General features: G+C 73.5%; 25 protein-coding genes and 1 riboswitch. Of the genes, 17 read left to right on the plus strand and 8 right to left on the minus strand.

Features of this window, described 5'->3' with window-relative positions; translation table 11 throughout:
* Window positions 1-11: 11 nt before the first annotated feature.
* A complete protein-coding gene (locus ACZDYF_RS14010) occupies window positions 12-1,961 on the minus strand; it encodes an ABC transporter ATP-binding protein (protein ID WP_475058018.1) in 1,950 nt (649 codons plus the stop codon).
* A gap of 55 nt (window positions 1,962-2,016) precedes the next feature.
* Here ACZDYF_RS14010 and ACZDYF_RS14015 point away from each other — a divergent pair, with 55 nt between their 5' ends.
* The 7 genes from ACZDYF_RS14015 to ACZDYF_RS14045 all read left to right on the plus strand — a co-directional run bounded on the left by ACZDYF_RS14015 (window position 2,017) and on the right by ACZDYF_RS14045 (window position 6,767).
* Complete coding sequence (locus ACZDYF_RS14015) at window positions 2,017-2,700, plus strand: TetR/AcrR family transcriptional regulator (RefSeq protein WP_318243659.1); 684 nt, start codon at window positions 2,017-2,019, stop codon at window positions 2,698-2,700.
* Window positions 2,697-2,885: a hypothetical protein gene (locus ACZDYF_RS14020; protein WP_191789664.1), complete on the plus strand. Its 189-nt coding sequence runs from the start codon at window positions 2,697-2,699 to the stop codon at window positions 2,883-2,885. The genes ACZDYF_RS14015 and ACZDYF_RS14020 overlap by 4 nt, the downstream gene beginning before the upstream one ends.
* A gap of 191 nt (window positions 2,886-3,076) precedes the next feature.
* Entirely contained in the window at window positions 3,077-3,349 is a 273-nt protein-coding gene (locus ACZDYF_RS14025; RefSeq protein ID WP_191789665.1) for a hypothetical protein, read from the plus strand.
* A gap of 251 nt (window positions 3,350-3,600) precedes the next feature.
* Entirely contained in the window at window positions 3,601-4,782 is a 1,182-nt protein-coding gene (locus ACZDYF_RS14030) for a class I SAM-dependent methyltransferase (protein ID WP_475058026.1), read from the plus strand.
* A gap of 77 nt (window positions 4,783-4,859) precedes the next feature.
* A complete protein-coding gene (locus tag ACZDYF_RS14035) occupies window positions 4,860-5,411 on the plus strand; it encodes an N-acetyltransferase family protein (protein ID WP_475058032.1) in 552 nt (183 codons plus the stop codon).
* Window positions 5,412-5,450: 39 nt separating this feature from the next.
* Complete coding sequence (locus ACZDYF_RS14040) at window positions 5,451-6,098, plus strand: DUF1684 domain-containing protein (RefSeq protein WP_475058035.1); 648 nt, start codon at window positions 5,451-5,453, stop codon at window positions 6,096-6,098.
* Between the two features lie 66 nt (window positions 6,099-6,164).
* Window positions 6,165-6,767 (plus strand): hypothetical protein, encoded by a 603-nt coding sequence (locus ACZDYF_RS14045; protein WP_475058041.1) that lies wholly within the window; start codon window positions 6,165-6,167, stop codon window positions 6,765-6,767.
* A gap of 19 nt (window positions 6,768-6,786) precedes the next feature.
* Here the strand turns inward: ACZDYF_RS14045 and ACZDYF_RS14050 are convergent, their stop codons facing one another.
* Entirely contained in the window at window positions 6,787-7,374 is a 588-nt protein-coding gene (locus ACZDYF_RS14050; protein WP_475058045.1) for a hypothetical protein, read from the minus strand.
* A 168-nt stretch (window positions 7,375-7,542) separates the two neighbouring features.
* On the opposite strand from ACZDYF_RS14050, the gene ACZDYF_RS14055 reads away from it, so the two are divergent.
* From ACZDYF_RS14055 to ACZDYF_RS14065, 3 genes are all read left to right on the plus strand, one after another.
* Entirely contained in the window at window positions 7,543-8,319 is a 777-nt protein-coding gene (locus tag ACZDYF_RS14055; RefSeq protein ID WP_475058050.1) for a TetR/AcrR family transcriptional regulator, read from the plus strand.
* A 90-nt stretch (window positions 8,320-8,409) separates the two neighbouring features.
* Window positions 8,410-8,532: riboswitch (FMN riboswitch) on the plus strand.
* A 175-nt stretch (window positions 8,533-8,707) separates the two neighbouring features.
* Window positions 8,708-9,427, plus strand: coding sequence for a nicotinamide riboside transporter PnuC (gene pnuC / locus ACZDYF_RS14060; RefSeq protein WP_475058055.1), 720 nt, complete (start codon window positions 8,708-8,710; stop codon window positions 9,425-9,427).
* 100 nt (window positions 9,428-9,527) lie between these two features.
* The gene (locus tag ACZDYF_RS14065; RefSeq protein WP_475058058.1) at window positions 9,528-9,950 is read left to right on the plus strand and encodes a VOC family protein; all 423 of its coding nucleotides are present in this window, start codon (window positions 9,528-9,530) and stop codon (window positions 9,948-9,950) included.
* Between the two features lie 69 nt (window positions 9,951-10,019).
* On the opposite strand, the gene ACZDYF_RS14070 is transcribed toward ACZDYF_RS14065, so the two are convergent.
* Both ACZDYF_RS14070 and ACZDYF_RS14075 read right to left on the minus strand, forming a co-directional pair.
* Window positions 10,020-10,907, minus strand: coding sequence for a hypothetical protein (locus ACZDYF_RS14070; RefSeq protein ID WP_475058061.1), 888 nt, complete (start codon window positions 10,905-10,907; stop codon window positions 10,020-10,022).
* Window positions 10,908-10,984: 77 nt separating this feature from the next.
* Entirely contained in the window at window positions 10,985-11,458 is a 474-nt protein-coding gene (locus ACZDYF_RS14075) for a peptidase inhibitor family I36 protein (protein ID WP_475058066.1), read from the minus strand.
* 648 nt (window positions 11,459-12,106) lie between these two features.
* Here ACZDYF_RS14075 and ACZDYF_RS14080 point away from each other — a divergent pair.
* The 3 genes from ACZDYF_RS14080 to ACZDYF_RS14090 all read left to right on the plus strand — a co-directional run bounded on the left by ACZDYF_RS14080 (window position 12,107) and on the right by ACZDYF_RS14090 (window position 16,244).
* Window positions 12,107-13,351 carry an acyl-CoA dehydrogenase family protein gene (locus tag ACZDYF_RS14080; RefSeq protein ID WP_475058843.1) on the plus strand — a complete coding sequence of 415 codons (1,245 nt, stop codon included), beginning with the start codon at window positions 12,107-12,109 and terminating at the stop codon, window positions 13,349-13,351.
* A gap of 152 nt (window positions 13,352-13,503) precedes the next feature.
* Window positions 13,504-14,694 (plus strand): acetyl-CoA C-acyltransferase, encoded by a 1,191-nt coding sequence (locus tag ACZDYF_RS14085; protein ID WP_475058070.1) that lies wholly within the window; start codon window positions 13,504-13,506, stop codon window positions 14,692-14,694.
* Between the two features lie 164 nt (window positions 14,695-14,858).
* On the plus strand, window positions 14,859-16,244 hold the full coding sequence (locus ACZDYF_RS14090) for a glycosyltransferase 87 family protein (protein WP_475058075.1): 1,386 nt from the start codon (window positions 14,859-14,861) through the stop codon (window positions 16,242-16,244).
* 19 nt (window positions 16,245-16,263) lie between these two features.
* Here ACZDYF_RS14090 and ACZDYF_RS14095 read toward each other — a convergent pair whose 3' ends face one another.
* Window positions 16,264-16,992 carry a response regulator gene (locus ACZDYF_RS14095; protein WP_475058078.1) on the minus strand — a complete coding sequence of 243 codons (729 nt, stop codon included), beginning with the start codon at window positions 16,990-16,992 and terminating at the stop codon, window positions 16,264-16,266.
* Complete coding sequence (locus tag ACZDYF_RS14100) at window positions 16,989-17,843, minus strand: sensor histidine kinase (RefSeq protein ID WP_475058081.1); 855 nt, start codon at window positions 17,841-17,843, stop codon at window positions 16,989-16,991. Before ACZDYF_RS14100 ends, ACZDYF_RS14095 begins: the two co-directional genes overlap by 4 nt.
* A 130-nt stretch (window positions 17,844-17,973) precedes the next feature.
* Here ACZDYF_RS14100 and ACZDYF_RS14105 point away from each other — a divergent pair, with 130 nt between their 5' ends.
* The 4 genes from ACZDYF_RS14105 to aztD all read left to right on the plus strand — a co-directional run bounded on the left by ACZDYF_RS14105 (window position 17,974) and on the right by aztD (window position 21,602).
* The gene (locus ACZDYF_RS14105) at window positions 17,974-18,687 is read left to right on the plus strand and encodes an ABC transporter ATP-binding protein (protein ID WP_475058085.1); all 714 of its coding nucleotides are present in this window, start codon (window positions 17,974-17,976) and stop codon (window positions 18,685-18,687) included.
* Complete coding sequence (locus ACZDYF_RS14110; RefSeq protein WP_475058088.1) at window positions 18,684-19,472, plus strand: ABC transporter permease; 789 nt, start codon at window positions 18,684-18,686, stop codon at window positions 19,470-19,472. The genes ACZDYF_RS14105 and ACZDYF_RS14110 overlap by 4 nt, the downstream gene beginning before the upstream one ends.
* A 5-nt stretch (window positions 19,473-19,477) precedes the next feature.
* Window positions 19,478-20,203, plus strand: a complete 726-nt coding sequence (locus ACZDYF_RS14115) for a hypothetical protein (RefSeq protein ID WP_475058093.1) — start codon at window positions 19,478-19,480, stop codon at window positions 20,201-20,203.
* A 133-nt stretch (window positions 20,204-20,336) separates the two neighbouring features.
* Window positions 20,337-21,602: a zinc metallochaperone AztD gene (gene aztD, locus ACZDYF_RS14120; protein ID WP_475058096.1), complete on the plus strand. Its 1,266-nt coding sequence runs from the start codon at window positions 20,337-20,339 to the stop codon at window positions 21,600-21,602.
* A 95-nt stretch (window positions 21,603-21,697) separates the two neighbouring features.
* Here the strand turns inward: aztD and ACZDYF_RS14125 are convergent, their stop codons facing one another.
* Window positions 21,698-22,165 carry an NUDIX hydrolase gene (locus ACZDYF_RS14125; protein WP_475058099.1) on the minus strand — a complete coding sequence of 156 codons (468 nt, stop codon included), beginning with the start codon at window positions 22,163-22,165 and terminating at the stop codon, window positions 21,698-21,700.
* 3 nt (window positions 22,166-22,168) lie between these two features.
* Window positions 22,169-23,392 (minus strand): polysaccharide deacetylase family protein, encoded by a 1,224-nt coding sequence (locus ACZDYF_RS14130; RefSeq protein ID WP_475058102.1) that lies wholly within the window; start codon window positions 23,390-23,392, stop codon window positions 22,169-22,171.
* Window positions 23,393-23,463 lie beyond the last annotated feature (71 nt).

The following is a 23,463-nucleotide window of genomic DNA, read 5'->3' on the forward strand; positions in this document are numbered from 1 at the left end:
CGCGACGGGCCTCAGCGCACCTCGACCCCCGCGGATGCCTCGGTCGAGATCCGCAGCGCGGCCACGAGGTCGCGGTACAGGTCGTCCGCCGCGAGGAGCTCGGCGTGCGTGCCGCGCGCTCGCACGCGCCCGTCCTCCATGACGAGGATCTGGTCGGCGTCGATCACGGTCGAGAGCCGGTGCGCGATCGTCACGACGGCACGGTCACGCGACAGGTCCTCGATCACGGCGTGGACCGCGGCCTCGGTGAGACCGTCGACCTGGGCCGTGGCCTCGTCGAGCAGCAGGACCTCGGGCGCGTGCAGCACCGCGCGGGCGAGGGCGACGCGCTGTCGCTCCCCGCCGGACACCGTGGTCCCGACGAGCGACGTGTCGAGCCCGTCGGCGAGCGAGCGCACCTTGGCGTCGAGGCGCACCTTGGCGAGCGCGTCCCACATGGCGTCCTCGGTCGCGTCGGGGTCGGAGAGCCGGAGGTTCTCGCGGATCGTGCCGGGCACGACGGGCGTCTCCTGCTCGACGTACGCGATGCGCGAGCGCACCTCGTCGAACGTGTAGTCCGAGTACGGGCGGCCGTCGAGCAGCAGGGTCCCGGACTCGGGCTGGAGGAAGCGCAGGAGCAGCGAGAAGGTCGTGGTCTTCCCGGCACCCGACGGCCCGACGATCGCGACCTGCCCCCGTCGCGGCACCTCGAACGTCAGGTCGCGCACGACGGGCTCGCCGCCCGGCAGGTAGCGCGCGGCGACGTCGCGGAACGCGAGCACGGGCGGCTCGCCCTCCGCGTCGGCGAGGCGCGCGGGATGGTGCGCGGCGTCGTCGGGCAGCGAGGTCACGGTGCCCGACGACGGCGCGCGGCTCCCCGCGGCGTCTCGCCCGGGTGCACCGGAGGTGCGCTCGGGCTCCTCCGTCTCGATGGCCTCGACCTCGCGGATGCGGCCCGCGGCCGCGATGCCGGCCTGGAGCTCGGTGACGTTCTGCGTGAGGGTCGTGACGGGGTCGACGATCTGGAACGCGTAGAGCAGGAACGCGACGAGGCTCGAGACCGCGAGGAGCCCCTGGTCGACGCGCCACGCCCCGAGCGCGAGGATCACGATGATCGCGAGCTGGATGCCGCCGCCCGCGATGGTCCACGCGACGGCCCCGGTGCGCACCGCCTTGAGGTTGTAGCGCGCGGAGTCCTGGGCGTCGGCCACGACACGGTCGATCTGCCGTTCCTCGGCGCGGCTCGCCTTGATGGTCCGCAGGGCCCGCAGGCCACCCTCGAGGACGCCGCCGAGCCTGCCGAGCGACTCCTGCGCCTGCTCCTGGGCCTTGGCGATCCGGGGCATGAGGACCCCGACGAGGACGCCGATGACGACGATCGCGGCGAGCGTCGTCCCGAGGAGGACCATGTCGAGCACGGCCATGAGGACGACCGTGCCGACCAGGCTCACGACACCGTTGACGAGGCTCACGATGCTCGACGACGCGGCCTCGCGCAGCAGGACCGTGTCCGACGTGACCCGTGTGACGAGCTCGCCCGTGGGCCGTGACCCGAGCGCACCGACCTTGGCCCGGAAGAAGCGGCGGACCATCGAGGTGCGGGCGTCGAGCACGACGCGCTCGGCGAGCGCACCCAGCAGGATCCACTGCCACATGCCCAGGACCAGGCCCACGACGAGCAGGCCGACCAGCAGGCTCACCGCGGGGACGAGCGAGGCGCCGGTGCCCAGGGTGTCGAGGACCGACTTGGTGACCATGGGGGTCGCGAGGCTCGCGGCCGTGGTGCCGAGCCCCAGCGCGAGTCCCGCCGCGAGCGTCCTGCGGTGAGGGGTGACGAACGTCCAGAGGATCTTGAGACGCGGCAGGAGCGGGCCCTTGGGTTCCGTCGGCTCGTCCTGTGTGGGTTCGGTCGCCTGGGCTGTCGGGAGGTGCGGTGGGGTCGTCGGCGCGGGGTCGGTGTCGGCCATGATCCAGTGGAACACGGGTGTCCCATTTTAGACAAGAGCCGTCCCATCGGGTCACGGCTACGCTGAGCACGTGACAGCAAGCGACACCGCCGCCGTACGGGGCGAGGCGAGCACCGGCGCTGCGCCCGACGCCCCCGCCACGGGCGCGCGCGCCCGGACGCGGCGCGCGATCCTCGACGCCGCGGTCTCCGTGTTCAGCGCGAACCCGGCGGCTTCCCTCGGAGAGGTCGCCCAGGCCGCGCAGGTCGGTCGCAGCACGCTGCACCGCTACTTCCCCGAGCGCGCCGACCTCATGCGCGCCGTCGGCGACGAGGCCCTCGACCGCACGCGCGCCGCGATCCGCGCCGCGCGGCTCGACGACGGCGGCCCCGCAGCCGCCCTGCGCCGCCTCGTCGTCGAGTACTTCGACCTCGGTCCCTGGTACATGCTGCTGTTCGCCGACCCGCTGCTCGCCGACGACGCGGAGTTCTGGCGCAAGAGCGACACCGCCGAGGCACCCGTCCGCGACCTGTTCGAGCGCGGGCAACGAGATGGCGTGTTCGACCCGACCCTCACGATCTCGTGGGACCAGCGCACGCTGTGGTGGACCCTGTTCAATGCCTGGTCGGTCATGACCGAGGACTGCACGTCGCGCAGCGACGCGCTGCGCATGGCGGTCCGCAGCATCGAGGGCGTCGTGCTCGCGCCCTCCTCGCCCTCCCCTGCCCCACCCCCCGCCCCAGCGAGCCGCACCGAGAAGCCGAGGACCGCATGAAGACCATCCGCTGGGCGAGCCTGCTGACCGTGCTCGGTTGCGTCGTCGTGGGGCTCGTGAGCCTGTTCTCGCTGCTCCGCGGCCGCACGTGGGCCTGGTTCCCGCTGCTCGTCGCCGTCGCGGTAGGCTTCCGCGAGATCCGCTACCTGCAGCGCATCGACCACCAGCGCAACGCCCCGCGCTGACCCTGCGCCCCGGCTCAGGGGCCTCCCGGAAGGGATGTCCCCCATCCGACGGGCGCCCGTCATCCTCCGGGAGGACGAGGCCCCCGCCGAGGATGGGTCGGAGGGCCGATGTGCCCGCACCGCCTCCCCGAAGAGACTGGTAGCACGCCCCGCGACAGCGAGGGCGGCCAACTTTTCCTGGGGAGGAAGCCATGACCACGCAGGTCACGACCTCGACGCCGATCCGCGTCGCACTCCGCGGCCACGACACGACGGCCCGCCGCGCGCGCTCGTCGGCTCGCCCTGCGGGCTCCTCCCCCACCTCACGGCCCGACGGCGGAGCGCCCCGCCCGCAGGAACGTCGCCCCGGTGCGTCGTCCGACCCGTCCGAGCGGGCGAACGGCTGGCTCGTCGCCGGCTCGGTCCTCGTGGCCATCGCGCTGTTCTCGGCGCTCGCGCTGAGCTCGTTCTCGACGCTGGGCTGACCGGCGACACCCGTCAGGACGGGCGTGACCTCGAGGTCACGCCCGTCCTGACGCTAGACCCGAGGTCGGTCGCGTCCAGAAGGGCTCCGTGCTCGACGGACCCGGCCGGCGCACCGGCGGTCGTCGTGAGGGTGACCAGCATGCTGTGCATGCTCCCACGGGGGCACAACGGATTTACGCTGGAGGTGGTCCGTGCGTCCGCGCGTCGACGACGACCGCGAGCGCCGCGTCCTCGACGGACGGAGCAGCCCATGTCCACGACACCGCAGGTCCCGGTCGGCGGTCCCGGCAGCCCAGGTGGCCCCGGTGGCCCGACGGGCGAGGGTCCGGGAGCCGAGGAGTTCGCCGAGCGGTTGTTCGCGTCGTCCCTCGGCGCCCTCGACGTCTTCTCGGTGTACCTCGGCGACCGGCTGGGCTGGTACCGGGCGCTCGCGGCCGACGGCCCCGCGACCTCGGCCGAGCTGGCCGCCAGGACGGGCACGCAGGAGCGCTATGCGCGCGAGTGGCTGGAGGGTCAGGCGGTCGCGGGGATCCTCACGGTCGCGGCGCCCGACGCACGTGGACCCGGGGACGACGCTCCGGCGTCGGGCACGCCGGACGGCGCCGCACGGCGCTACGCCCTGCAGGCGGGGCCCGCCGAGGTGCTGACGGACGAGCACAGCCTCGCGTACCTGGCGCCGCTGCCCCGCCTGTTCGCGGCCGTGGGGCGCACGTTCGACGAGCTCCTCGACGCGTACCGCGACGGCGGCGGGGTGTCGTGGGGTCGGCTCGGCGCCGACGCGCGCGAGGCGCAGGCCGACCTGAACCGCCCGTGGTTCGAGCGCGAGCTCGCGGGCGCGCTCGGCCGCGTCCCGGACCTGCACGCGATCCTGTCCCGACCTGATGCCCGGGTCGCGGACGTGGGGTGCGGGGCGGGGTGGTCGACGGTCGCGCTCGCCCGCGCCTACCCGCAGGCGCGGCTCGACGGGTACGACCTCGACGCCCCGTCGGTCGACATGGCTCGCGCGAACGCGCAGGCCGCGGGCGTCGCGGACCGGGTGGCTTTCCACGTCGCGGACGCGGCGACCCTGCCCGCGGACGTGCTGCTCGACGCGGCGTTCGCGTTCGAGTGCACGCACGACATGCCGCGCCCCGTCGAGGTCCTGTCGGCGGTCCGGCGGGCCGTCCTGCCCGACGGCGCCGTGGTGGTCATGGACGAGGCCGTCGCCGACGAGTTCGTCGCGCCGGGCGACGAGGTCGAACGGCTCATGTACGGGTTCAGCCAGTTCGTGTGCCTGCCGGACGGCCTGTCGTCGTCCCCGTCAGTCGGCACGGGCACGGTCATGCGACCCGCGACGCTCGAGCGGTACGCGCTCGACGCGGGGTTCGAGCGCGTCGAGGTGCTGCCGGTCGTGGGGTTCAGCTTCTTCCGGTTCTACCGGCTGCACCACTGAGCGGCCTCCGAGAGCACGCCCCCTGACCCTGGCGCAGGCTCGGCGCTCGTCCGCTCGGGCTCCAGTATGTTCGTTCCGTGACCACAGCACCCGACCTCTTCGAGCTGCGTCCTGGGCGCCAGGACGACGTCGAGCAGTGCCTGGGGGTGTGGATCGAGGCGAGTGCCGCCCGCGACGGGCGCCGAGTCGAGGGCGTCGCTGCTCGCGCCCGCGGGAAGTTCGACCAGAGCGTCGCGTGGACGGTCGCGACGGACGGCGTGGGCGACGTCGTCGGGTTCGCCGTGGGGACGCGTCCGGGCAGCGGACTGGCGAGCGACCCACCCGGGGCCCCGGTGCTCGGCCTGCTCGCGATCGATCCCCGCGCCCAGGGTGCGGGCCTCGGCCGCCGGCTTCTCCGGGACGTCACCGGTCTGCTCGCTCGACAGGGCTACTCTCGCGCCGTGCTTCACGTCCTGACGGACAACGTCGGCGCGGTCAGCCTCTACGAGCGGCACGGCTGGGTCCCTCGGGGAGACCCGGTCGAGCACGCCCTGCTACGACGCGACTCGCAGACCTACGTGCGTGACCTGACGCGAGCGGACCATCACGACGAGGCGGACGCCTCGACCCCGACAGGCCCCCGCGCCTGACGAGGTGCCGGTGGACGTCCCGGCTGGCACCCTGGCCAGATGATCACCGAGCTGCACGTCGTCGACTGGCGCCGCCGCGTCCAGCACCTGTACGCGCACGTCCGCGACCTGGCCGTCGAGGACCCCGCAGCGGCGCACGAGTACTGGGTGGCGTCGCGCGACGCCCTGCTGGCCGAGCACCCGGCGTCGCCGATCCTGCCCGCGGACCGGCCCACCTTCACCGGGGTTCCGGTCGGCCCGTACGACGCCGCGATGCGCTTCGAGGTGCCGCTCGTGCCCGACCCCGCGCGCGGCACCCCCGACGCCGCCCGCCTCGACGTCCCCACGGGCACCGACGGCGTGGTGCCGTTCGAGCGCGTCGGGCGCCTCAACCTCCCGGGCCTGGGGTCGCTCGACGTGTGGGCGCTGCGCTCGTACGGCGGCGGGCTGTTCGTGCCGGTCAAGGACCGGTCGACCGCGACGTACGGCGGCGGTCGCTACCTGCTGGACACGATCAAGGGCGCGGACCTGGGGTCCGCGTCGTCCCGTCCGGGGCCCGACGGCGACGCTCCCCTGGTCGTCGACCTCAACTTCGCGTACAACCCGTCGTGCGCGTACGACCCGGCCTGGGCGTGCCCGCTCGCGCCGCCCGGGAACACGCTCGCGGTCGAGCTCGCGTGCGGGGAGCTGGTGCGGACCAAGGGCTAGCTGCCGCCCTGTCTGCTCGACGGGGTCACGCACACCCACGGCGCGACCTGTGGAAAGGTCCTCGTCGTGACCAGCATCCCGGACGAGCGTCCGCTCCGTGTCTCCTTCCTCGACCGCGCGGGGGTCGAGGCTCTCGCCGAGATCGGCGTCGTCGTCCCCGCCCCGGACGCCGTGTGGGTCTCGGCGCGAGCCCGCTTCGCTCCCGGGGTCGTGCTCCACCCGACGGTCGTCGTGGAGTGCGACGGCGCGTCGAGCGTGACCGTGAGCGAGGGAGCCGTGCTTCACCCCGGCACCCGGATCAGCGCGACGAACGGCGCCTCGGTCCGGGTAGGGGCCCGCACGACGCTCGGCCCGGGCGGCTGCACCCTCGTGGCCGATGGCCAGGAACTGCACGTCGGTGCCGACGGCCGGTACCGCATGGCGCTCCTGCTCGGGCCGGGCACGTACGGCGACAGCTGCCAGGTCCTCGGACCGATCGAGGCCCGCGCCTGCACGCTCGAAGGCGGTCAGCCGGGCGACGCCCCCGACGTCGCCTCGCGCGGCGCCCTGCTCAAGGGGGCCGGGCGCGCGGCGGGCATCACGCTGCGCCGAGGTCAGGTCGTCAACGGCGCGGGCGACTTCCGCCGCGCACCGGTGGAGGATCAGACGGCGTACCACCCGCCGAGGTAGACCCGTAGCTCGGTGCACCTCAGTGGAGCAGCGTCTTCAGCCCGATGATGAGCAGCCCGAACGCCCCGGCGACCACGGTCTCCACGGTCAGCGCCCAGCCGCGCACACCGGCCCGGTGCGCCGCAAGGTGACCGACCACCCCCAGCATCAGCACGGTGAACCAGAGCGCGATCAACGCGGAGTCCGTGACCCCGAGCCCGAACACCCTGCCCACCAGGAAGACCGCGAGCGCCGGCACCCCGCCGATCAGCACCCACACCTCTTCCGACGACGCGAGCCTCAGCCGCTCGGCGATGGTGTGCTCGGAGTCGCGAAAACGGCCACCGATCGCGGACACGTACACGTGCGCGGCCCAGTACCCGACGAGCACGCCCGCGACCGCGAGGATCACGAAGTCGCTCGACGCGTCGTGCGTGCTGGAGACCGCGAGCATGAACCCCGACACCACGGCCCCGTAGAGGAAGTCGGCCGGGCCGCCGCGCGCGAACCGGTCGCTGAGGGCGTCCCGCTGGGCGTGGTGGTCGACGCTCTTCCACGAGCGCGCCGCACCGTCGCCGCCCGGGGTGCGTCCCTCGTCGCCCGTCCCGGCCTCGTCGCCGTCCGTCATGCGCGTCGCCTCCCGGTCGTCCCCGCCTGCCGCCGCCTCTCTCGTCACTGTAGCGACGCCGTCGGGCCCCCCGCGCGGCGACCGACCGGGGACCACCTGACGAACGCAGCGCGCCCACCGTCCCTCGTCGCTCCTCCCCGGCCGCGCACGCCGTGTAGCGTCCCGTCCATGAGTGCCGCACGAAGCAACACGCACGCGCAGGCGGTGGACGCGGCGATCGAGCTGTTCACCCGCAAGGGCTACGAGCAGACGACCGTCGAGGACATCGCCGACGCCGCACAGATCAGCCGGGCCACGTTCTTCCGCCGTTTCCGATCCAAGGAGGACGTGGTCTTCGCGGACCACGAGCTGCTGCTCGACGCCGTCGTGGTCCTCCTCGGGGAGACCCGTCCCGCGGCGCGCGGGGTGACCCCCGAGGAGCTCGAGAACGTCGACCCGTACGTCGAGGTGTGCAAGGCCGCGCGGCTCGTGTTCGACCACCACGTGGGCCAGCGCGAGACGTCGGTCGCGCGGCACCGCCTGCTGCAGGACGTGCCCGCGCTGCGCGACCGCGAGCTCGTGACGACGCACCGCTACGAGCGCGCGTTCACGTCCTACCTGCGCGACTCGCTGCCCGCGGACACCCGCAACTCGACCGCGTCGGTCGCGTTCGCGGCGTCGGTCGTCGCGGTGCACAACGCGATCCTGCGCCGCTGGCTGCGCGACCCGGACCAGGACCTGCGCCCCGAGCTCGAGGAGGCGTTCGCGGACCTGCGCCGCGCGGCCCGCAACCCCGCCGGCCCGACGACGGAACCCGCCCCCGCACCCACGTCGCCTGCGCGCGGCTCGGGGGACGCCCTCGCGCGGTCGGGTGACGCGTCGGGCCGCAGAGTCGTCGTGACCGTGCTCGACGGCGACGCCGACCCCGACGAGGTCGCCCGCGCGGTCCGCGACGCGCTCGCCTGAACACGTCGGGACGAGCCCTGGGCGCCCTGACGGGCCCGGGAATGCGCGAGTAGCATCAGAGGTTGCAGCACACAGCAAGCAGTACGCACGAACGTGCTCCGGGTCGGTGCAATTCCGAGCCGGCGGTGACAGTCCGCGACCCGCGCCCACGCGCGGTTGACCTGGTGGAACTCCAGGACCGACGGTGAAAGTCCGGATGGGAGGAAGCACGTGCGGCACGGCCGTCCCGGCCGGGCCGGGCAGACGATCGGTCGAGCCCGCCCCCGACCAGCGGGACCGGCCTGGCCGTGGTGAGCGACGCCGTCGGGCAGCCCGGGAACGGGCGGACCGGCCCGCCGCCCGCCCTCACCCCGGAGCCGACGTGCCCGGGACGACGAGGAAACACCCCATGGACCTGATCCACGCGCTCTTCGACGCGCAGCTCACGATCGGCGACCAGCACCTGCTGTGGCGCGAGATCGTGGGCAACGGGTTCGGGCTCGCGTCCGCGCTCGGCGGCATGCGCCGCAAGATCTGGGCGTGGCCGGTGGGGATCGTCGGGAACCTCCTGCTGCTCACGGTGTTCCTCGGGGCCGTCTTCGCGACGCCCAACCCCGTCAACCTGCTCGGCCAGGCCGGGCGCCAGGTCATGTTCGTCGTCGTGTCGGTGTACGGGTGGGTGCAGTGGCGCCGGACGCGCGACCGTCTCGGGGAGGCGGACGCCGACAGCCACGGCGTGGCGGTCGTGCCGCGCTGGGCCTCGTGGCGCCAGCGCGCCTTCCTGGTCGTCGCGCTCGTGGCCGGGACAGCGCTCCTGACCCCGATCTTCCGCGCGCTGGAGTCGTACGAGCCCGTGTGGGCCGACGCGTGGATCTTCATGGGCTCGCTGCTCGCGACGTACGGCATGGCCAAGGGCTGGGTCGAGTTCTGGCTGATCTGGGTCGCCGTCGACATCGTGGGCGTGCCCCTGCTGGTCGACGCGGGCTTCTACGCGTCGGCGTTCATGTACGTGTTCTACGGGGCGTTCACGCTCGTGGGCTTCTTCGTGTGGTGGCGCATCGACCGGCGCTCGAAGGCCCTGCTCCTCGCGGGCGCCTCCCCCGCCGCGCCCACCACCGGGCAGGCCTGACGCCACCTCTTGCGCCCCGGTGGGCCGGGCGGATACTCGAAGGTGCGCCCCTGCTCGCGCGGGGCGCACCACGTCCGACCGCGACGGAGAAGGCGACACCATGACGACTCGACTCAACCCGTACCTGAACTTCCGGGACGACGCCCGTGCGGCGATCGAGTTCTACCGAGACGTGTTCGGCGGCGAGCTGACCATCAGCACGTTCGCCGACTTCCAGGCGGCCGACGACCCCGCCGACGCCGACAAGATCATGCACTCCCAGCTCGAGGCGCCGAACGGCCTGGTCCTCATGGCCGCCGACACCCCGAGCTCCATGGAGTACTCGCCGGGCTCCAGCATCTCGGTGTCGCTCAGCGGGGAGCAGGAAGACGACGGCGAGCTGCGCGGCTACTGGGACGAGCTGTCGTCGAGCGGCACCGTGACCGTGCCGCTCGAGGTCGCACCGTGGGGCGACGCGTTCGGCATGTGCGTCGACCGGTTCGGTGTGAGCTGGCTCGTCAACATCGCGGCCGCGCAGGGCTGAGAATGCGTCACGGCCCTCTCACGAGCGACGACGCCGTGAAGGACCCCTACCGCGCGACCACGTCGACGCTCACTCCAGCCCGGCCTCACGGAAGATGTCGGCGCCGCGCTGCTCGTAGGCGACCTTGGCCTCGAGCAACGTGGCGAGGGCCGGGCCGTTCTGCTCGACCAAGCTGACCTGACGGGTCCACTCAGCCTGGTACAGCGCTTCGGAGAAGCCCGACGTCTCCCGGCACTCCGCGTCGAACCCGGCGACCTTGACCTCCTCGGCTTCCTGCTCGGGAGTCCTGGCGTCGTCCGATCGGCCGTCCGCCACGAGACCGAAGGCCGCGCTCATGCTCCGTGTCGGGACCCCCTCGCCGGTCACTGGCGACGGCGGCAGGTCGGGGATCCCGAGAGGCGCCATGCACGCCACCCAGTCCTCCGCCGCGTCGAGGACAGCGGGGTCACGCGTCGCACCGTTCCACGCGGACAGGGCCAGACCGGACAGGAAGGTGTTGTTGTCCGGAATCTGCAGCTCCGCGTGTGCGGCTTCGAGGCATCCCGAGAACACCTCGGACTGCTCGGGCCCCCAGGTGCCGGACTCGGCGTCGGCTGCGGCCAGCACCTTCGCGTTCGGGTCCGGGGCACCGCTGTATCCCCACTGCGCAGCGGTCTCGGTGGTGAACAGGTTGCGCCCCGCACCCGACACCGTCTCCGAGGCTGCCCTGACGTCGATCTCCGGGCGCGAGTACTCGTAGCCCTCCGTCCGCATGCAGGACTCGGCGAGAACACCGAGAGCGTAGTTGTACGCGTCGTCGACTCGGTACTCGTCGAGCGGGAGCCTCCAGGTCGCCCGGTCCGACGCCGAGGCTCTCACCACCCCCGGATCCGCCGCGCCGACCGACGACTCGCAGGCGGCGAGGCTCAGCGCGACCATGACGAGGACAACGGCACGACCAGCGGGGCGGGAACTCACGATTATCTCCTGTCGAAGTCGATCACAAACCGGTGCCGTGCCCGCGCAGCGCGTGAGCGCTGCGCGGGCACGGTGCTTCACACGCAGGAGGTCGAGGCGCTGGCGAACTTGCCCGACCGGATGCTGTTGTCGAACCCACCGGGCGCCTGGCCCACGGTGTTGGCCAGGCTGGAGTCGAACTCGCCCGGAGCGAGGGTGAACGACGAACCGGTATAGCCGGCTCCCATGTAGAACGTGACGTTCTGGTGCTGGCCCCGGTTCGCGACCGACGAGGCCGTGGCGCCTGCGTTGATGCTCGTGCCCGCGTAGTTCACCCACGCGAAGTCCTTCTGGCACTGGAAGAAGCTGATGAGCGCGGCCCCGTTGCCTGCGGTTTGGTGCGCGGTGTCACCCCAGGCACAGGCGTAGCCCACCGGGCAGTTGCCGACGGCCGCAGACGCCGACGTCGCCGCCGCGACCCCGCCCGACGCGAACAGCCCGACCGCGAGGGCCGTGGCGGCCAGGCGGGCCTTGAGGCTGTGACCGGGACGTCGGATCTTCTTCGTGTTCATCTGTCGCTCCTTCGTTGGATGATCTTCATGAACGCCGGGAGGCAGCGAGCACGTCGACGTGCAGTGCCTTCCGGACAATTGGGCGCGCGAGAGCGCAGCGGTAGGTGCGGTGCTGACCGCGGACGGTCGAGGAGCGCCCCGAGGACGGACAGGTCAGGCCTGGAGGGCTCGTGCCCTCGACGGACGTGCGGGGCCCCACGGGGGCGCAGCGCGACGTGACGCTGGTCCGATCAGGTCGTGCGTGCCCGCGGCCCTCGCGCTCGTGTGCGGGTTCTCGCGTGCCGGGAGTTGCTTCTGCACCCCGTCGCGGAACGCATCGCGTGCGCGTCGCCCGGCCTCGCGCCGAGCGGCTGCGTTGTCGTCCTGTCCGGCGAAAGCGCTTCCGCCGCCCCCTGGAACTGTCATCTCTGCCGAAGCCCCCATGCCTCCGAAATGTGCGATCGACATCGACCGCCGCTCCCTGACGGGAACGTGCGACATCTGTCCATCTCGCGACGGATGTCGATAGCGGTAAGCATGTACCAGGAATCACCTCTTGTCCTGCCGAAACACCAATTGATACCCCGTCTCTTGACGTGAGACGCAATATCACGCACCATGGGACCATCGCCCGACACCGACGTCCGGCCCGAGCCCGGGAGCACACCCATGACGATCGAGAACCCCGTCCGCCGCAACGTGACCGAGCCGGACTACGACCTCTCGCAGCCCCTCGACATCGACTACGCCGACGCGTTCGCGGACGCGACGCCCGCCGACCGCGAGCTGCAGCAGCGGGTCCGCACGTTCGTCCAGGACGAGGTCCTGCCCGTGATCGACGGGTACTGGGAGCGCGCCGAGGTGCCGTTCGGCCTGGCCAAGCGCATGGGCGAGCTCGACTTCCTGCGCGACGGCGTCGACGTCCCCGGCTCCCCCTCGATCAGCCTCATGGGCGCCGGCCTCGCCGAGATGGAGATGTCGCGCGGCGACGGGTCGGTCGCGACCATCTGCGGCGTCCAGGGCGGGCTCGCCCTGCGCTCGATCCAGCTCCTCGGGTCGGACGAGCAGAAGGCGCAGTGGCTCGGCCCGCTCGCACGCGGTGAGAAGCTCGGCGCGTTCGCGCTGACCGAGCCCACGCACGGCTCGGACTCCGTCTCGCTCGAGACGACGGCCCGCCGCGAGACCCGCGACGGCGTCGAGGGCTATGTGATCGACGGCGAGAAGAAGTGGATCGGCTTCGGGTCGTGCGGTGACATCACGGTGCTGTGGGCGCGACTGGTCGGCGACGACGGCGACAACCAGGTGCACGGCTTCCTCGTCCCCCAGGACACCCCGGGGTACGCGGCCACGACCATCGAGGGCAAGGTCTCGCTGCGCGCGATCTGGCAGGCCCACATCGTCCTGACCGACGTGTTCGTCCCCGCCTCGGCCGTGCTCCCGGGCGGGCGGTCGTTCAAGGACACCGGCCGCGTGCTCCAGGCGACGCGCCTCGGGGTGGCCTGGTCCGCCGTCGGGCACGCGACCGCCTGCTACGAGACGGCCGTCGCCTACGCCAAGCAGCGCGTGCAGTTCGGGCGCCCGCTCGCCGCGAACCAGATGGTCCAGGAGCGCCTGACCCGCATGCTCTCGACCCTCACCCAGATGCAGCTCCTCGTGGCGCAGATGACGCGCCTCGACGAGGCGGGCACGCTGAGCGGCCCCCAGGCGTCGATCGCCAAGTACACGTGCACGCGCGGTGCCCGCGAGATCGCCGCGAGCGCACGCGACATGCTCGGCGGCAACGGCATCCTGCTCGCGAACCGCGTCGCGCGGCACTTCGCGGACGTCGAGGCCCTGCACACGTACGAGGGCACGGAGAGCGTCCAGGCCCTCATCGTGGGCCGCGACATCACGGGCGTCTCCGCGTTCGTGTAGCCCCTCACCGGCGGCGCTCCCCCGTACCGGGAGCGCCGCACCCTCCGTCGGCCGGTCGTCGGCCGGCACCACCGTCCACCCGGCGCCGTACCGGACCTCCTCGTTCACCTGACAAGCACGGCGCCGGGTCCCCTTCCCCCTCGGAGCACCCCATGAGCAACGACGCCCACGTTCCCGTCCTCCTGCACGGCGCGCGCACGCCCTTCACGCGCTTCCAGGGTGCGCTCGCGTCCCTGTCGGCGAACGAGCTGGGCGCGCACGCGATCCGCGGCGCGCTCGACGCCGCCGGGGTCGAGGCCACCGACGTCGACGCCGTGATCATGGGTCAGGTCATCCAGGCGGGCGGAGGTCAGGGCCCGGCCCGCCAGGCCGCGATCGCGGCAGGCATCGGGTGGGACGTCCCGACGGTCACGATCAACAAGCTGTGCCTGTCGGGCCTGACCGCGATCATCGACGCGGCGCGCCTGATCCGCACGGGTGAGGCGTCGGTCGTCGTCGCGGGCGGCCAGGAGTCCATGACGAACGCGCCGCACCTCGTGCTGGGCTCGCGCAAGGGCTTCGCGTTCGGCGACGTGACCATGGCGGACTCGCTCACGCACGACGGCCTGCGCGACCCGTTCGACGGCCAGATCATGGGCGAGGCCACCGACCGCGGCTGCACGACGCGCGGCATCGGCCGCGAGGTCCAGGACGAGTACGCGGCCCGCTCGCACGCCCTCGCCGCCGCGGCCCGCGCCGAGGGGCGGCTGGCCGAGGAGATCGCGCCCGTCACGGTCCCGCAGCGCAAGGGCGAGCCCGTCGTCGTCGCCGAGGACGAGGGCATCCGCCCCGGCACCACGGTCGAGGCACTCGCCGGGCTGCGTCCCGCGTTCGTGCAGGACGGCACCATCACGGCGGGCTCGTCGTCCCCGCTGTCCGACGGCGCCGCGGCCGTCGTGGTCGTCAGCAAGGCCTTCGCGGTCTCGCGCGGCCTCACCTGGCTCGCCGAGATCGGGTCCGCCGGCCAGGTCGCGGGCCCCGACAACTCGCTGCACTCCCAGCCCGCCCGCGCGATCACCCGTGCGCTCGAGCGCGAGGGCATGAAGGCCCACGAGCTCGACCTCGTCGAGATCAACGAGGCCTTCGCGGCCGTCGCGCTCCAGTCGGTCGAGGACCTGGGGATCGACCCTGCGGTCGTCAACGCCGACGGCGGCGCGATCGCCCTGGGCCACCCCGTCGGCGCCTCGGGCGCCCGCCTTGCCCTGCACCTGGCCCTCGCCCTCCAGCGCCGCGGAGGCGGCGTGGGCGCCGCCGCGCTGTGCGGCGGCGGCGGTCAGGGGGACGCGCTGATCCTGCGCGCCTGAGTCGTTCCTCCTCGCGTCGCGCGGTGCTGCCTCACCGCGCGACCAGCGGCCCGCCCGGGCCTCCTCTCCGCCCGGGCGGGCCGCTTCTTCGTGCCCGACGGCGCACGCGTCCACCGGGCGTCGTTCGCCCGCCGTGCGTGGCGCCGTCGTGCGACGATGAGCCCGTGCCCGAGACCACCGCCGCCCGGCCCACGTCGACCGGACGCCGGTTCCTCGCCTGGACGCTGCGCTCCCCCTGGGCCCTGGTCGCGGGCTTCGTGCTCGTGCACGCCTGGCTGGTCGTCGACGCGCTGACCTGGGGATACCGGATCTCGGGCGACGTGCAGCTCTACTGGTACTGGGCCCGCGCAGGCTGGGACCGCGGGATCTGGCCCGTGCTCGACTACGACTGGGTGTACCCCGTGGGGGCCCTGCTGCCGGTCGCCGCCCCCGCGTTCGTCGGGACGTCGTTCGAGGCCTACTACGCGCAGTTCCTGGCCCTGGTCGTCGTGCTCGACGCGGTCGCGCTCTGGTTCCTCGCCCGGCTGCCGGGCCGCGGCCGCATCGCGGCCTGGTGGTGGCTGGCGTTCCTCGTCGCCCTCGGCCCCATCTTCCTGGGGCGCCTCGACGGCGTGGCCGGGGCGCTGCTGGTCGTCGCACTCGCGGTCGCCGTCCGGCGCCCCGCCGTCGCGACCGCGATCGCGACGTTCGGCGCCTGGGTCAAGATCGCGCCCGGGGCCGTGGTCGTGGCGCTCCTGACGACCGCGAAGCGCCCGTGGCGCACCGTGATCCTGCCCGGCGCGGTCGTGAGCCTCGTGGTCGTCGCGCTCGCGCTCGCCGGGGGCGCGGGGTCACGCGTCCTCGGGGTGTTCGGCACCCAGGACGCGCGCGGCCTCCAGTCGGAGTCGGTGTTCGCGACGCCGTTCAGCCTCTTGCGGCTGATCGACCCGCAGTGGCGGGTCTGGATGAACCCGGACATCCGCACGCTCGAGATCCTCGGCCCGGGCGCCCGCACCACCGGGCGGCTCCTCGACGTGCTGCTGCCCCTGGCGGTCCTGTCGATCGCCGCGATCTCGTGGTGGGCCGTCCGCCGCCGACCCGAGGTCCGCACCGACGTCTTCCTCCTCGCGGTGACGGCGCTGCTCCTGAGCCTCATCGTGTTCAACAAGGTGGGGTCGCCGCAGTTCGTCGCGTGGATCGGGCCGCCGGTCGCCGTGGCGATCGCGCTCGCCGGACCCGGCGCACGATCGGTGTGGTCCCCGCCCGCGCTCGCTGTCCTGGGCACCGCGGCGCTGACCCAGGTGCTCTACCCGGTCGCGTACTGGGAGTTCATGATCGGCACGCCGTGGATCGTCCTGCTCGCGGCCGTCCGCAACGTCGCGCTCGTGGTGCTGTTCGTCGGGGCCGTGGTCCAGCTCGTCCGGCTGGGACGCAGGATGCCCGCGGGGACGGCCCCCGCGCGGGCGGCCACCGACCCCGCTGAGCCCGTTGGCCCCACCGAGCCCGCAGCGCCCGCGCAGGCCGAGCCACCCGTGTCCCGTCCGGACCCGGGCCCGGTCGCGAGCCCCTGACCAGAGGCGCGGTCCGGGGTTACGCGCGGCCGGGTCGGGCGGGTCGGCCGGCCGGCGAGGGGCGCTCGGCGGTCACGAGGCCGTGGTCGAACGCCGCGATGACGAGCTGGGCCCGGTCACGAGCGGCCAGCTTGGCGAGCAGGTTGCCGACGTGGGTCTTGACCGTGCCCATCGAGATCGTCAGCCGCTGCGCGATCTCCTGGTTGGACAGCCCCCTCCCCACGAGCGCGAGCACCTCGACCTCCCGGCTCGTGAGGGCCTGGGGCTTCACCGGTTCGCGCGACGGCCCGCCGTCCAGGTAGTGCCCGACGATCCGGGTCAGGATGGCCGGGGCGAACAGCGACTCGCCCGCGTGCGTACGCCGTACGGCGTCGACGAGGCTCGCGGGCTCCGCGTCCTTGAGCAGGAAGCCGCTCGCCCCCGCGCGCAGGGCTCCGTGGACGTACCCGTCGAGCTCGAACATGCTGAGCACGAGGACGCGCGTCCCGGTGAGGACCGGGTCGGCCACGATCCGGCGCGTGGCGTCGATCCCGTCGCCACCGGGCATCCTCACGTCCATGAGGACGACGTCGGGCCGGGTCCGCCGGGCGACCGCCACCGCGGCCTCGCCCGAGTCCGCCTCGCCCACCACCTGGAGGTCGTCCGCGCCGTCGACCACGAGCCGCAGGCTGTGGCGGATCAGCGGCTCGTCGTCCACGACCAGCACCCGCACGGGCGCCCCCGAGGCCGCGGGCCCCGACGTCGTCACGACCGCCCGCCTGGCAGCGCGGCCTCCACCCGAAAACCGCGCCCGCAGGGGCCCGAGGCGAGCGAGCCGCCGAGCGCCACGACCCGCTCGCGCAGGCCGACGAGCCCCACTCCTGCCCCCGGACGGGGCGCCCATCCGGGGGCAGGTCCGTCGTCCTCGACGACCAGCCGCAGCCCCGTGGAGCCACGGGAGAGGACGACCCGGACCCTCGTCGGGCCCGCATGCCGCAGGACGTTCGCGAGCGCCTCACGGACGACCGAGCAGATGCCGAGCCCCACACCTGCCGACACCGTGACGTCCTCGGTGTCGAGCGTGACGTCCAGGCCCGCCGTCCGCGCGCTCTCGACGATCTGCGGGAGGTCGTCGAGCGTCTCTGCGGGGCGCAAGGGGGCGCCGTCTCCCGGGCTGCGCAGGACGGCGAGCATCCTGCGCAGCTCCGTGGTCGCGTCCCGCCCGGCGCGCTCGATGTCGGCGAGAGCCTGCGCGCGCTCGGCATCGCCGTCGGGCCCCGGGACGGTGCGCGCCGACGCCGCGCGCACCGTGATGAGGCCCAGGCCGTGCGAGGCGAGGTCGTGCAGGTCGCGGGCGATGCGCAGGCGCTCGGCCTGCGCGGCCCGTTCCGCTGCCCAGCCCGTCAGGTCCTCCTCGTACGCGCGGCGTTCGCGCCGGGACCGGACGAGGGCCCACGCCAGGACTCCCGCAGTCACGGCGGTCGCCACCAGGAGGACGACGAGGGCCGTCACCGGGCGGTCGACGCCGAGGGTCGCGAGCACGAGGACGAGGGCGCCCACGAGGCCGCCCGCGATCGGCCACACGCGAGATCGCAGCACGGGTCGGGCGGTGGTCTCCACCCCCGGAGTCTAGGGACCCGCCGCGCGGCGCACATCGGACCACGGTCCGAGGGACCACGGTCGGACGCCGCGCCGCAGGTCCGGCCCCTGGCCCCATGACCTGCGCACCCCGGGCGGCTGGACTGTGGGCATGTTGACCATCGAGCACCTCGTCAAACGCCATCGCTCCCGCACCGTCCTCGACCACGTCGGCTTCGAGGCCCGACCAGGCCGGGTGACCGCGTTCCTCGGGCCGAACGGCGCCGGCAAGTCGTCCACCCTGCGCATCCTCCTCGGCCTGGACCGGGCCGACGAGGGGCGCGCCCTCGTCGCGGGCCGGCCCTACCGGTCCCTTCGCGACCCGCTGCGCACCCTCGGGTCGATGCTCGACGGCTCCGGGGCGCACCGCTCGCGCACGGCCCGCAACCACCTCTCCTGGGTCGCGCGCAGCAACGGCTTTCCCCAGCGGCGGGTCGACCACGTGCTCGAGCAGGTCGGGCTCACGGCGTCGGCACGGACGCGCGTGGGGCGCTACTCCCTGGGGATGGGGCAGCGCCTGGGGCTCGCGTGCGCGCTCCTGGGCGAGCCCGAGGCCCTGGTGCTCGACGAACCCGTCAACGGGCTCGACCCGGAGGGCATCCGCTGGATCCGCGGCCTGCTCCGCGCGCACGCGGACGCGGGCGGCACGGTCCTGCTGTCGAGCCACTTCATGGGCGAGGTCGCCGACATCGCCGACGACCTCGTGATCATCGCGGGCGGGCGGATCGTCGCGGACGGGACGCTCGACGAGGTGACCCGCCGCTACGAGACCCTCGAGGACGCGTTCTTCGCGCTCACGAGCGACGGCCGGGAGACGGTCCGATGAGGGCGTGGAACGTGTTCGTCGCGGAGCTGCAAAAGCTCTCGGCGCTCCCGGCGGTGTGGACCGGGGCGGCGGTCGCCGTCCTCGGGGCGGCCGCCCTGACCCTGCTCAACGCGGTCGGTGTCCGCGACGCGCTCGTCGCCGGACGTCCCGAGGACTCGGGCTACGGTTCCGCGTTCGACACCGCGTTCGCGTCGATGCCGATCGGGACCGTGGGGGCGGTCGTGATCGGCGTGGTCGCGATGAGCAGCGAGTTCACCGCGAACAGCCCCGACGCCGGGGGCGGGCGGCAGATCGGCACGACGCTCGTCGCCGTCCCGCGCCGCGTGGGCGTCCTGGTCGCGAAGGCCGGCGCGGTCGTCCTCCTCGTGCTCGCGACCGCGGCGGTGGCGATCCCGGCGAGCGTCGCCCTCGCCGAGGCGATCATCGGCGACGCCGCGACCTCGACGGTCCCCGTCGACGAGGCCGTCCGGCGCTGCCTCGGCGCGGCCCTCTACTGGACGCTCACCGCGCTCCTCGCGCTGGCCGTCACGGTCTTCACGCGCAACGGGGTCGTCCCGCTCCTCGTGCTCGTGGTCAACAGCTCCCTGGTATCGGTGTCACTCCTGCTCACGATGCTCACGCCGGTCGCGCACTGGCTCCCGGACATGGCGGGGCGCAGGCTCTTCGGGGACGTCGACACGGTCGCCGGCGGGCTGGCCGCCGGACCCGGCGCGCTCGTCATGACCGGGTGGGCCCTGGCGCTCCTCGTGGTCGCGGGCGCCGTGTTCTCCCGGCGGGACGCGTGAGGGCCGTGGGACTGCGGTCCGTCGTCGCCGCGGAGCTCGACAAGCTGCGCACGCTGCCCGTCACGGTCCTCGCCGTCGTGGGGACCGTCGTCGTCGGCGCCCTGATCGCCGCGGCGCAGGCGGGCGCGACCGCCGACCAGGACCTGCCCGCCTCGGCGGTCGAGGTCACGCTCCGGACGGTGCCCTTCGTCGTGGCGGGCCTGGTGCTGGTCGGGGTGCTGGCGGTCTCCCAGGAGCACGCCGGTCGCCAGGTCGCCACGACCCTGGCAGCGGTGCCGCGACGAGGTCTGCTCGTCGCGGGCAAGAGCATCGCGGCGACCGCGGTGGTCGCGCTGGCGGCGATCTCGACGCTCGGCGCGTGCGTGGCCGCGGCCACGGTCACGCAGCGCCTGCTCGACGCTCCCGCCTCGACGGACGGTGCCGGAGCGCGTGCGCTCCTGGGAGCCACGGCCTACCTCGTCCTGATCGGGGTGTTCTCGCACGCCGTGGCGCTGGTCGTGCGTCACCTCGTGCCCGCGCTCGTCGGTGTCCTCGCGCTGGTCCTCGTCGTGTCCCCGCTGCTCGCGGGCGCGACCGAGCACGCGCGCTGGTTGCCCGACCGTGCCGCGGCGGCCTGGTTCGACTCCGGTCCGGGCGCGCTCGACGGGCCGACCGCGACGCTCGTCGCGCTCGCCTGGGTGGTGCTGGTCGGCGGCCTGGGGGTCTGGCGCTTCCTCGTGCGCGACGCGTAGGTCCAGCGAGGTTGCGATTGATAATGAGAGTGGTTCTCATTCTCTGCTACGGTGTGCGAGGTCCGTCGCTCCTGCGTCGGAACCCATCCACCTACCGGAAGGACGGTGGGACCCGTCGGGGTCCCGTGACGCCATGACCAGCACCAGACACCGCAGCCTCGCCCTGGGGATCGCCCTCGCCCTGCCCGCCGCCGTCCTCGCCGGCTGTGCCACGGGCGAGGGCTCCCCCGCCGCGTCCGACGCAGCAGAGCACGAGCACGAGCACGAGGGGGGTGGCCACGGGACCGAGGCCGCGACCGACACCCCGCGCATCGCCCTGAGCTACGACGGCGGCGTCGTCGTGCTCGACGGCACGAGCCTCGAACAGGTCGCCGACCTGCCCGTCGACGGCTTCACGCGCCTCAACCCCGCGGGCGACGAGCGCCACGTGATCGTCTCCGCGGGCGACGCGTTCCGGGTCCTCGACCTCGGCACGTGGGGCGAGCCGCACGGCGACCACTCGCACTTCTACACGGCCGACCCGGCCTTCACGAAGGTCGAGTTCGCCGCGAACAACCCCGGGCACGTGGTCCGCCACGCGGGCCGCACGGTCCTGTTCAACGACGGCTCGGGACTCGTCGAGTCGTTCGACCCGCACGACCTCGCCGACGGCGACCCGAAGACCACCACGTACACGACGCCGGCCCCGCACCACGGTGTCGCGGTCGAGCTCGAGAACGGTGACCTGCTGGTCACCGACGGCACCGAGGACGCCCGGTCGAGCGTCGTCGTCCTCGACAGCGCGCGCCACGAGATCGCCCGCACCGACACCTGCCCCGGTGTGCACGGCGAGGCCGTCGCGTCCGACGAGGCCGTGGTGGTGGGCTGCCAGGACGGCGTCGTCGTCTACGCGGGCGGCGAGCTGACCAAGATCGCGTCGGCCGACGCGTACGGCCGCATCGGCAACCAGGCCGGCTCGGAGGAGTCCCCGGTCGTCCTCGGCGACTACAAGACCGACCCCGACGCCGACCTCGAACGCCCCACCCGCGTCTCGCTCGTCGACACGGTGAGCAAGCAGATCGCCCTGGTCGAGACGGGCGCGAGCTACTCGTTCCGCTCGCTCGGCCGCGGCCCGCACGGCGAGGCCCTCGTCCTCGGGACCGACGGGTCGCTGCGCGTCATCGACCCCGCCACGGGCACGATCACCCGCACCATCGCCGTGACGGACGCCTGGACCGAGCCCGACGAGTGGCAGGCCCCGCGTCCCACGCTCTTCGTGCTCGACCACACCGCGTACGTGACCGACCCCGCGACCCAGACCGTCCACGCGGTCGACGTCGAGTCGGGCGAGGTCTACGCGAGCACCACGCTCGACGTCGTGCCCAACGAGCTGACGGGCGTCACGGGCCTCCCGGAGTAGGCCCCGCCCTCCCTGCCCGACGGCGCCGCGCGCCCCGGGCGACCACCTCCCGACGGAGAGGTGGTCGCCCGGGGCGCGCTCCGTCCTCGGGCACGTCAGGGCTCGGTGAGCGCCTCCTCGAGGCGGTCCAGCAGGGCCACCTGACCCGCGACCACCAGCTCGCGCGCCCGCCCGAACGGCACCCACTCCACGCGGTCCAGCTCCGGGAACGTCGCCCGGCGGCCCGAGCGCGGCGGCCACTCCATCTCGAACGTGTTGCTCACCGCGGTGCTCACGTCGAAGTCGGCCCGGCGCGCCCAGGCCCGGACCGTCTTGCCCCCTCGCTGCCGGATCTCGCCCAGGTCGACCTCGGGGCCCTCGGGCGGCGGCGAGCCCAGCTCCTCGGTGAACTCGCGGACCGCTGCGTCGCGCGGGTCCTCGTCAGGGGCGTGCTCACCCTTGGGGATCGTCCACGCGCGCTCGTCCTTGCGCGCCCACAACGGCCCGCCCATGTGGCCGAGCAAGGCCTCGAACGCGCCGTCGTCCGCGACCCGGTACAGCAGGAGCCCCGCGCTCGTGACCACGGCTCAGTACACCGCCGGGCGCGCCTGGAGCTCGGCGAGCACCGCCGGGTCCTGCAGGTTCATCCAGGCGATGACGTCCTGGTACGTCGCACAGATGGTCTCCGGCTTGCCGCACGTCTCGAGCATGAACCCCTTCGCGGCAGGGTTGAACGCGTTGCCGCTCCACTGGTTGAAGTGGTTCGCCACGAGCACCGGCGCCCGGTTGCCGATGAAGGCCGCCTCGTACATGTGGCGGTAGGTCTCGAGCACCGCGGCGTGGATCTCCGGGGCCCGCTCGGGCTGGTTCTTGGCCTTGTTGAACTTGTACCAGAAGTTGTAGTCCATGGCCATGACGCTCCCGAGCGTCGGGGAGCTCGTGGTCTGCATGCGGAACTCCCACACGCCGTACTCCTGCTTGGGCCACGCGATGCCGCTGCCCGGGATCGACGAGTCGTAGGTCAGCCCGTGCGCGGCCCACGCCGGGGCGATCTGGTCCCAGTTCCCCTCGAGGCACGGCGTCCGGCCACCCTTGACCTCGGACGCCGGGATCGCGAGCGGCGGCGTGCCCTGCAGGCCGTCGATCTCCTGCCAGCCGTTCCAGAACCCGAAGAACTGGTCGAGCTCGCTGTTCCAGTCGGCCGTCGACCACGACGCCCCGCCCGGCGGGTTGTCCGCGCAGAAGTGACCGTTGTAGTGCGTCCCGATCTCGTGCCCCTCCATCCACGCCGCGTTGAGGTCGCCCACGAGCGTCGTCACGGTCGCCGCGTCTCCCCCGAAGCTCACCGACGCCTTGCCCGGCGAGTGCCCGGGACCCGTGTAGGCGTCGCGGTGCTCGTCCGTGAGCAGGTAGATGCCCGTGAGGAACCCCGTGAACCGCGCGTTCACCTGCGCCGCGGCCTCGCGGAACTCGGTCCAGCGGTCGTGCCACCCCGCGCCGTCGAACGAGAAGATGACGAACTGCGGCGGGTTCTCGCCCGGCGCGAGACGCGTCATGGGCACGTTCGACGCGGCACGCGTCGGGGTGGGCGTGGGTGTCGGGGTCGGGGTCGGGGCCGGTGTGGGGCTGGGCGTGGGCGTGGGCCGTTCCGACGGCGAGGCGCCCGCGGTGGGGCGCTCCGGCGTCGGGCCCGGGTCCTGCGAGGGCGACCCCGTGCAGCCCGCGGCGACCACCAGAGCGACCGCCGCGGTCGCGACGAGGACCGCCCTGCGACGCAGGCCCCCGACAGGACGAGCAGACCTCTCAGACACGGACAGTCCTTCCGCGCGCGGGCAGTGCCCCCACGCTAGGGGATGCGGGGTCAGAGTGCCCGGGCGGCGGG

Source organism: Oerskovia sp. PE-21s (assembly GCF_056158145.1).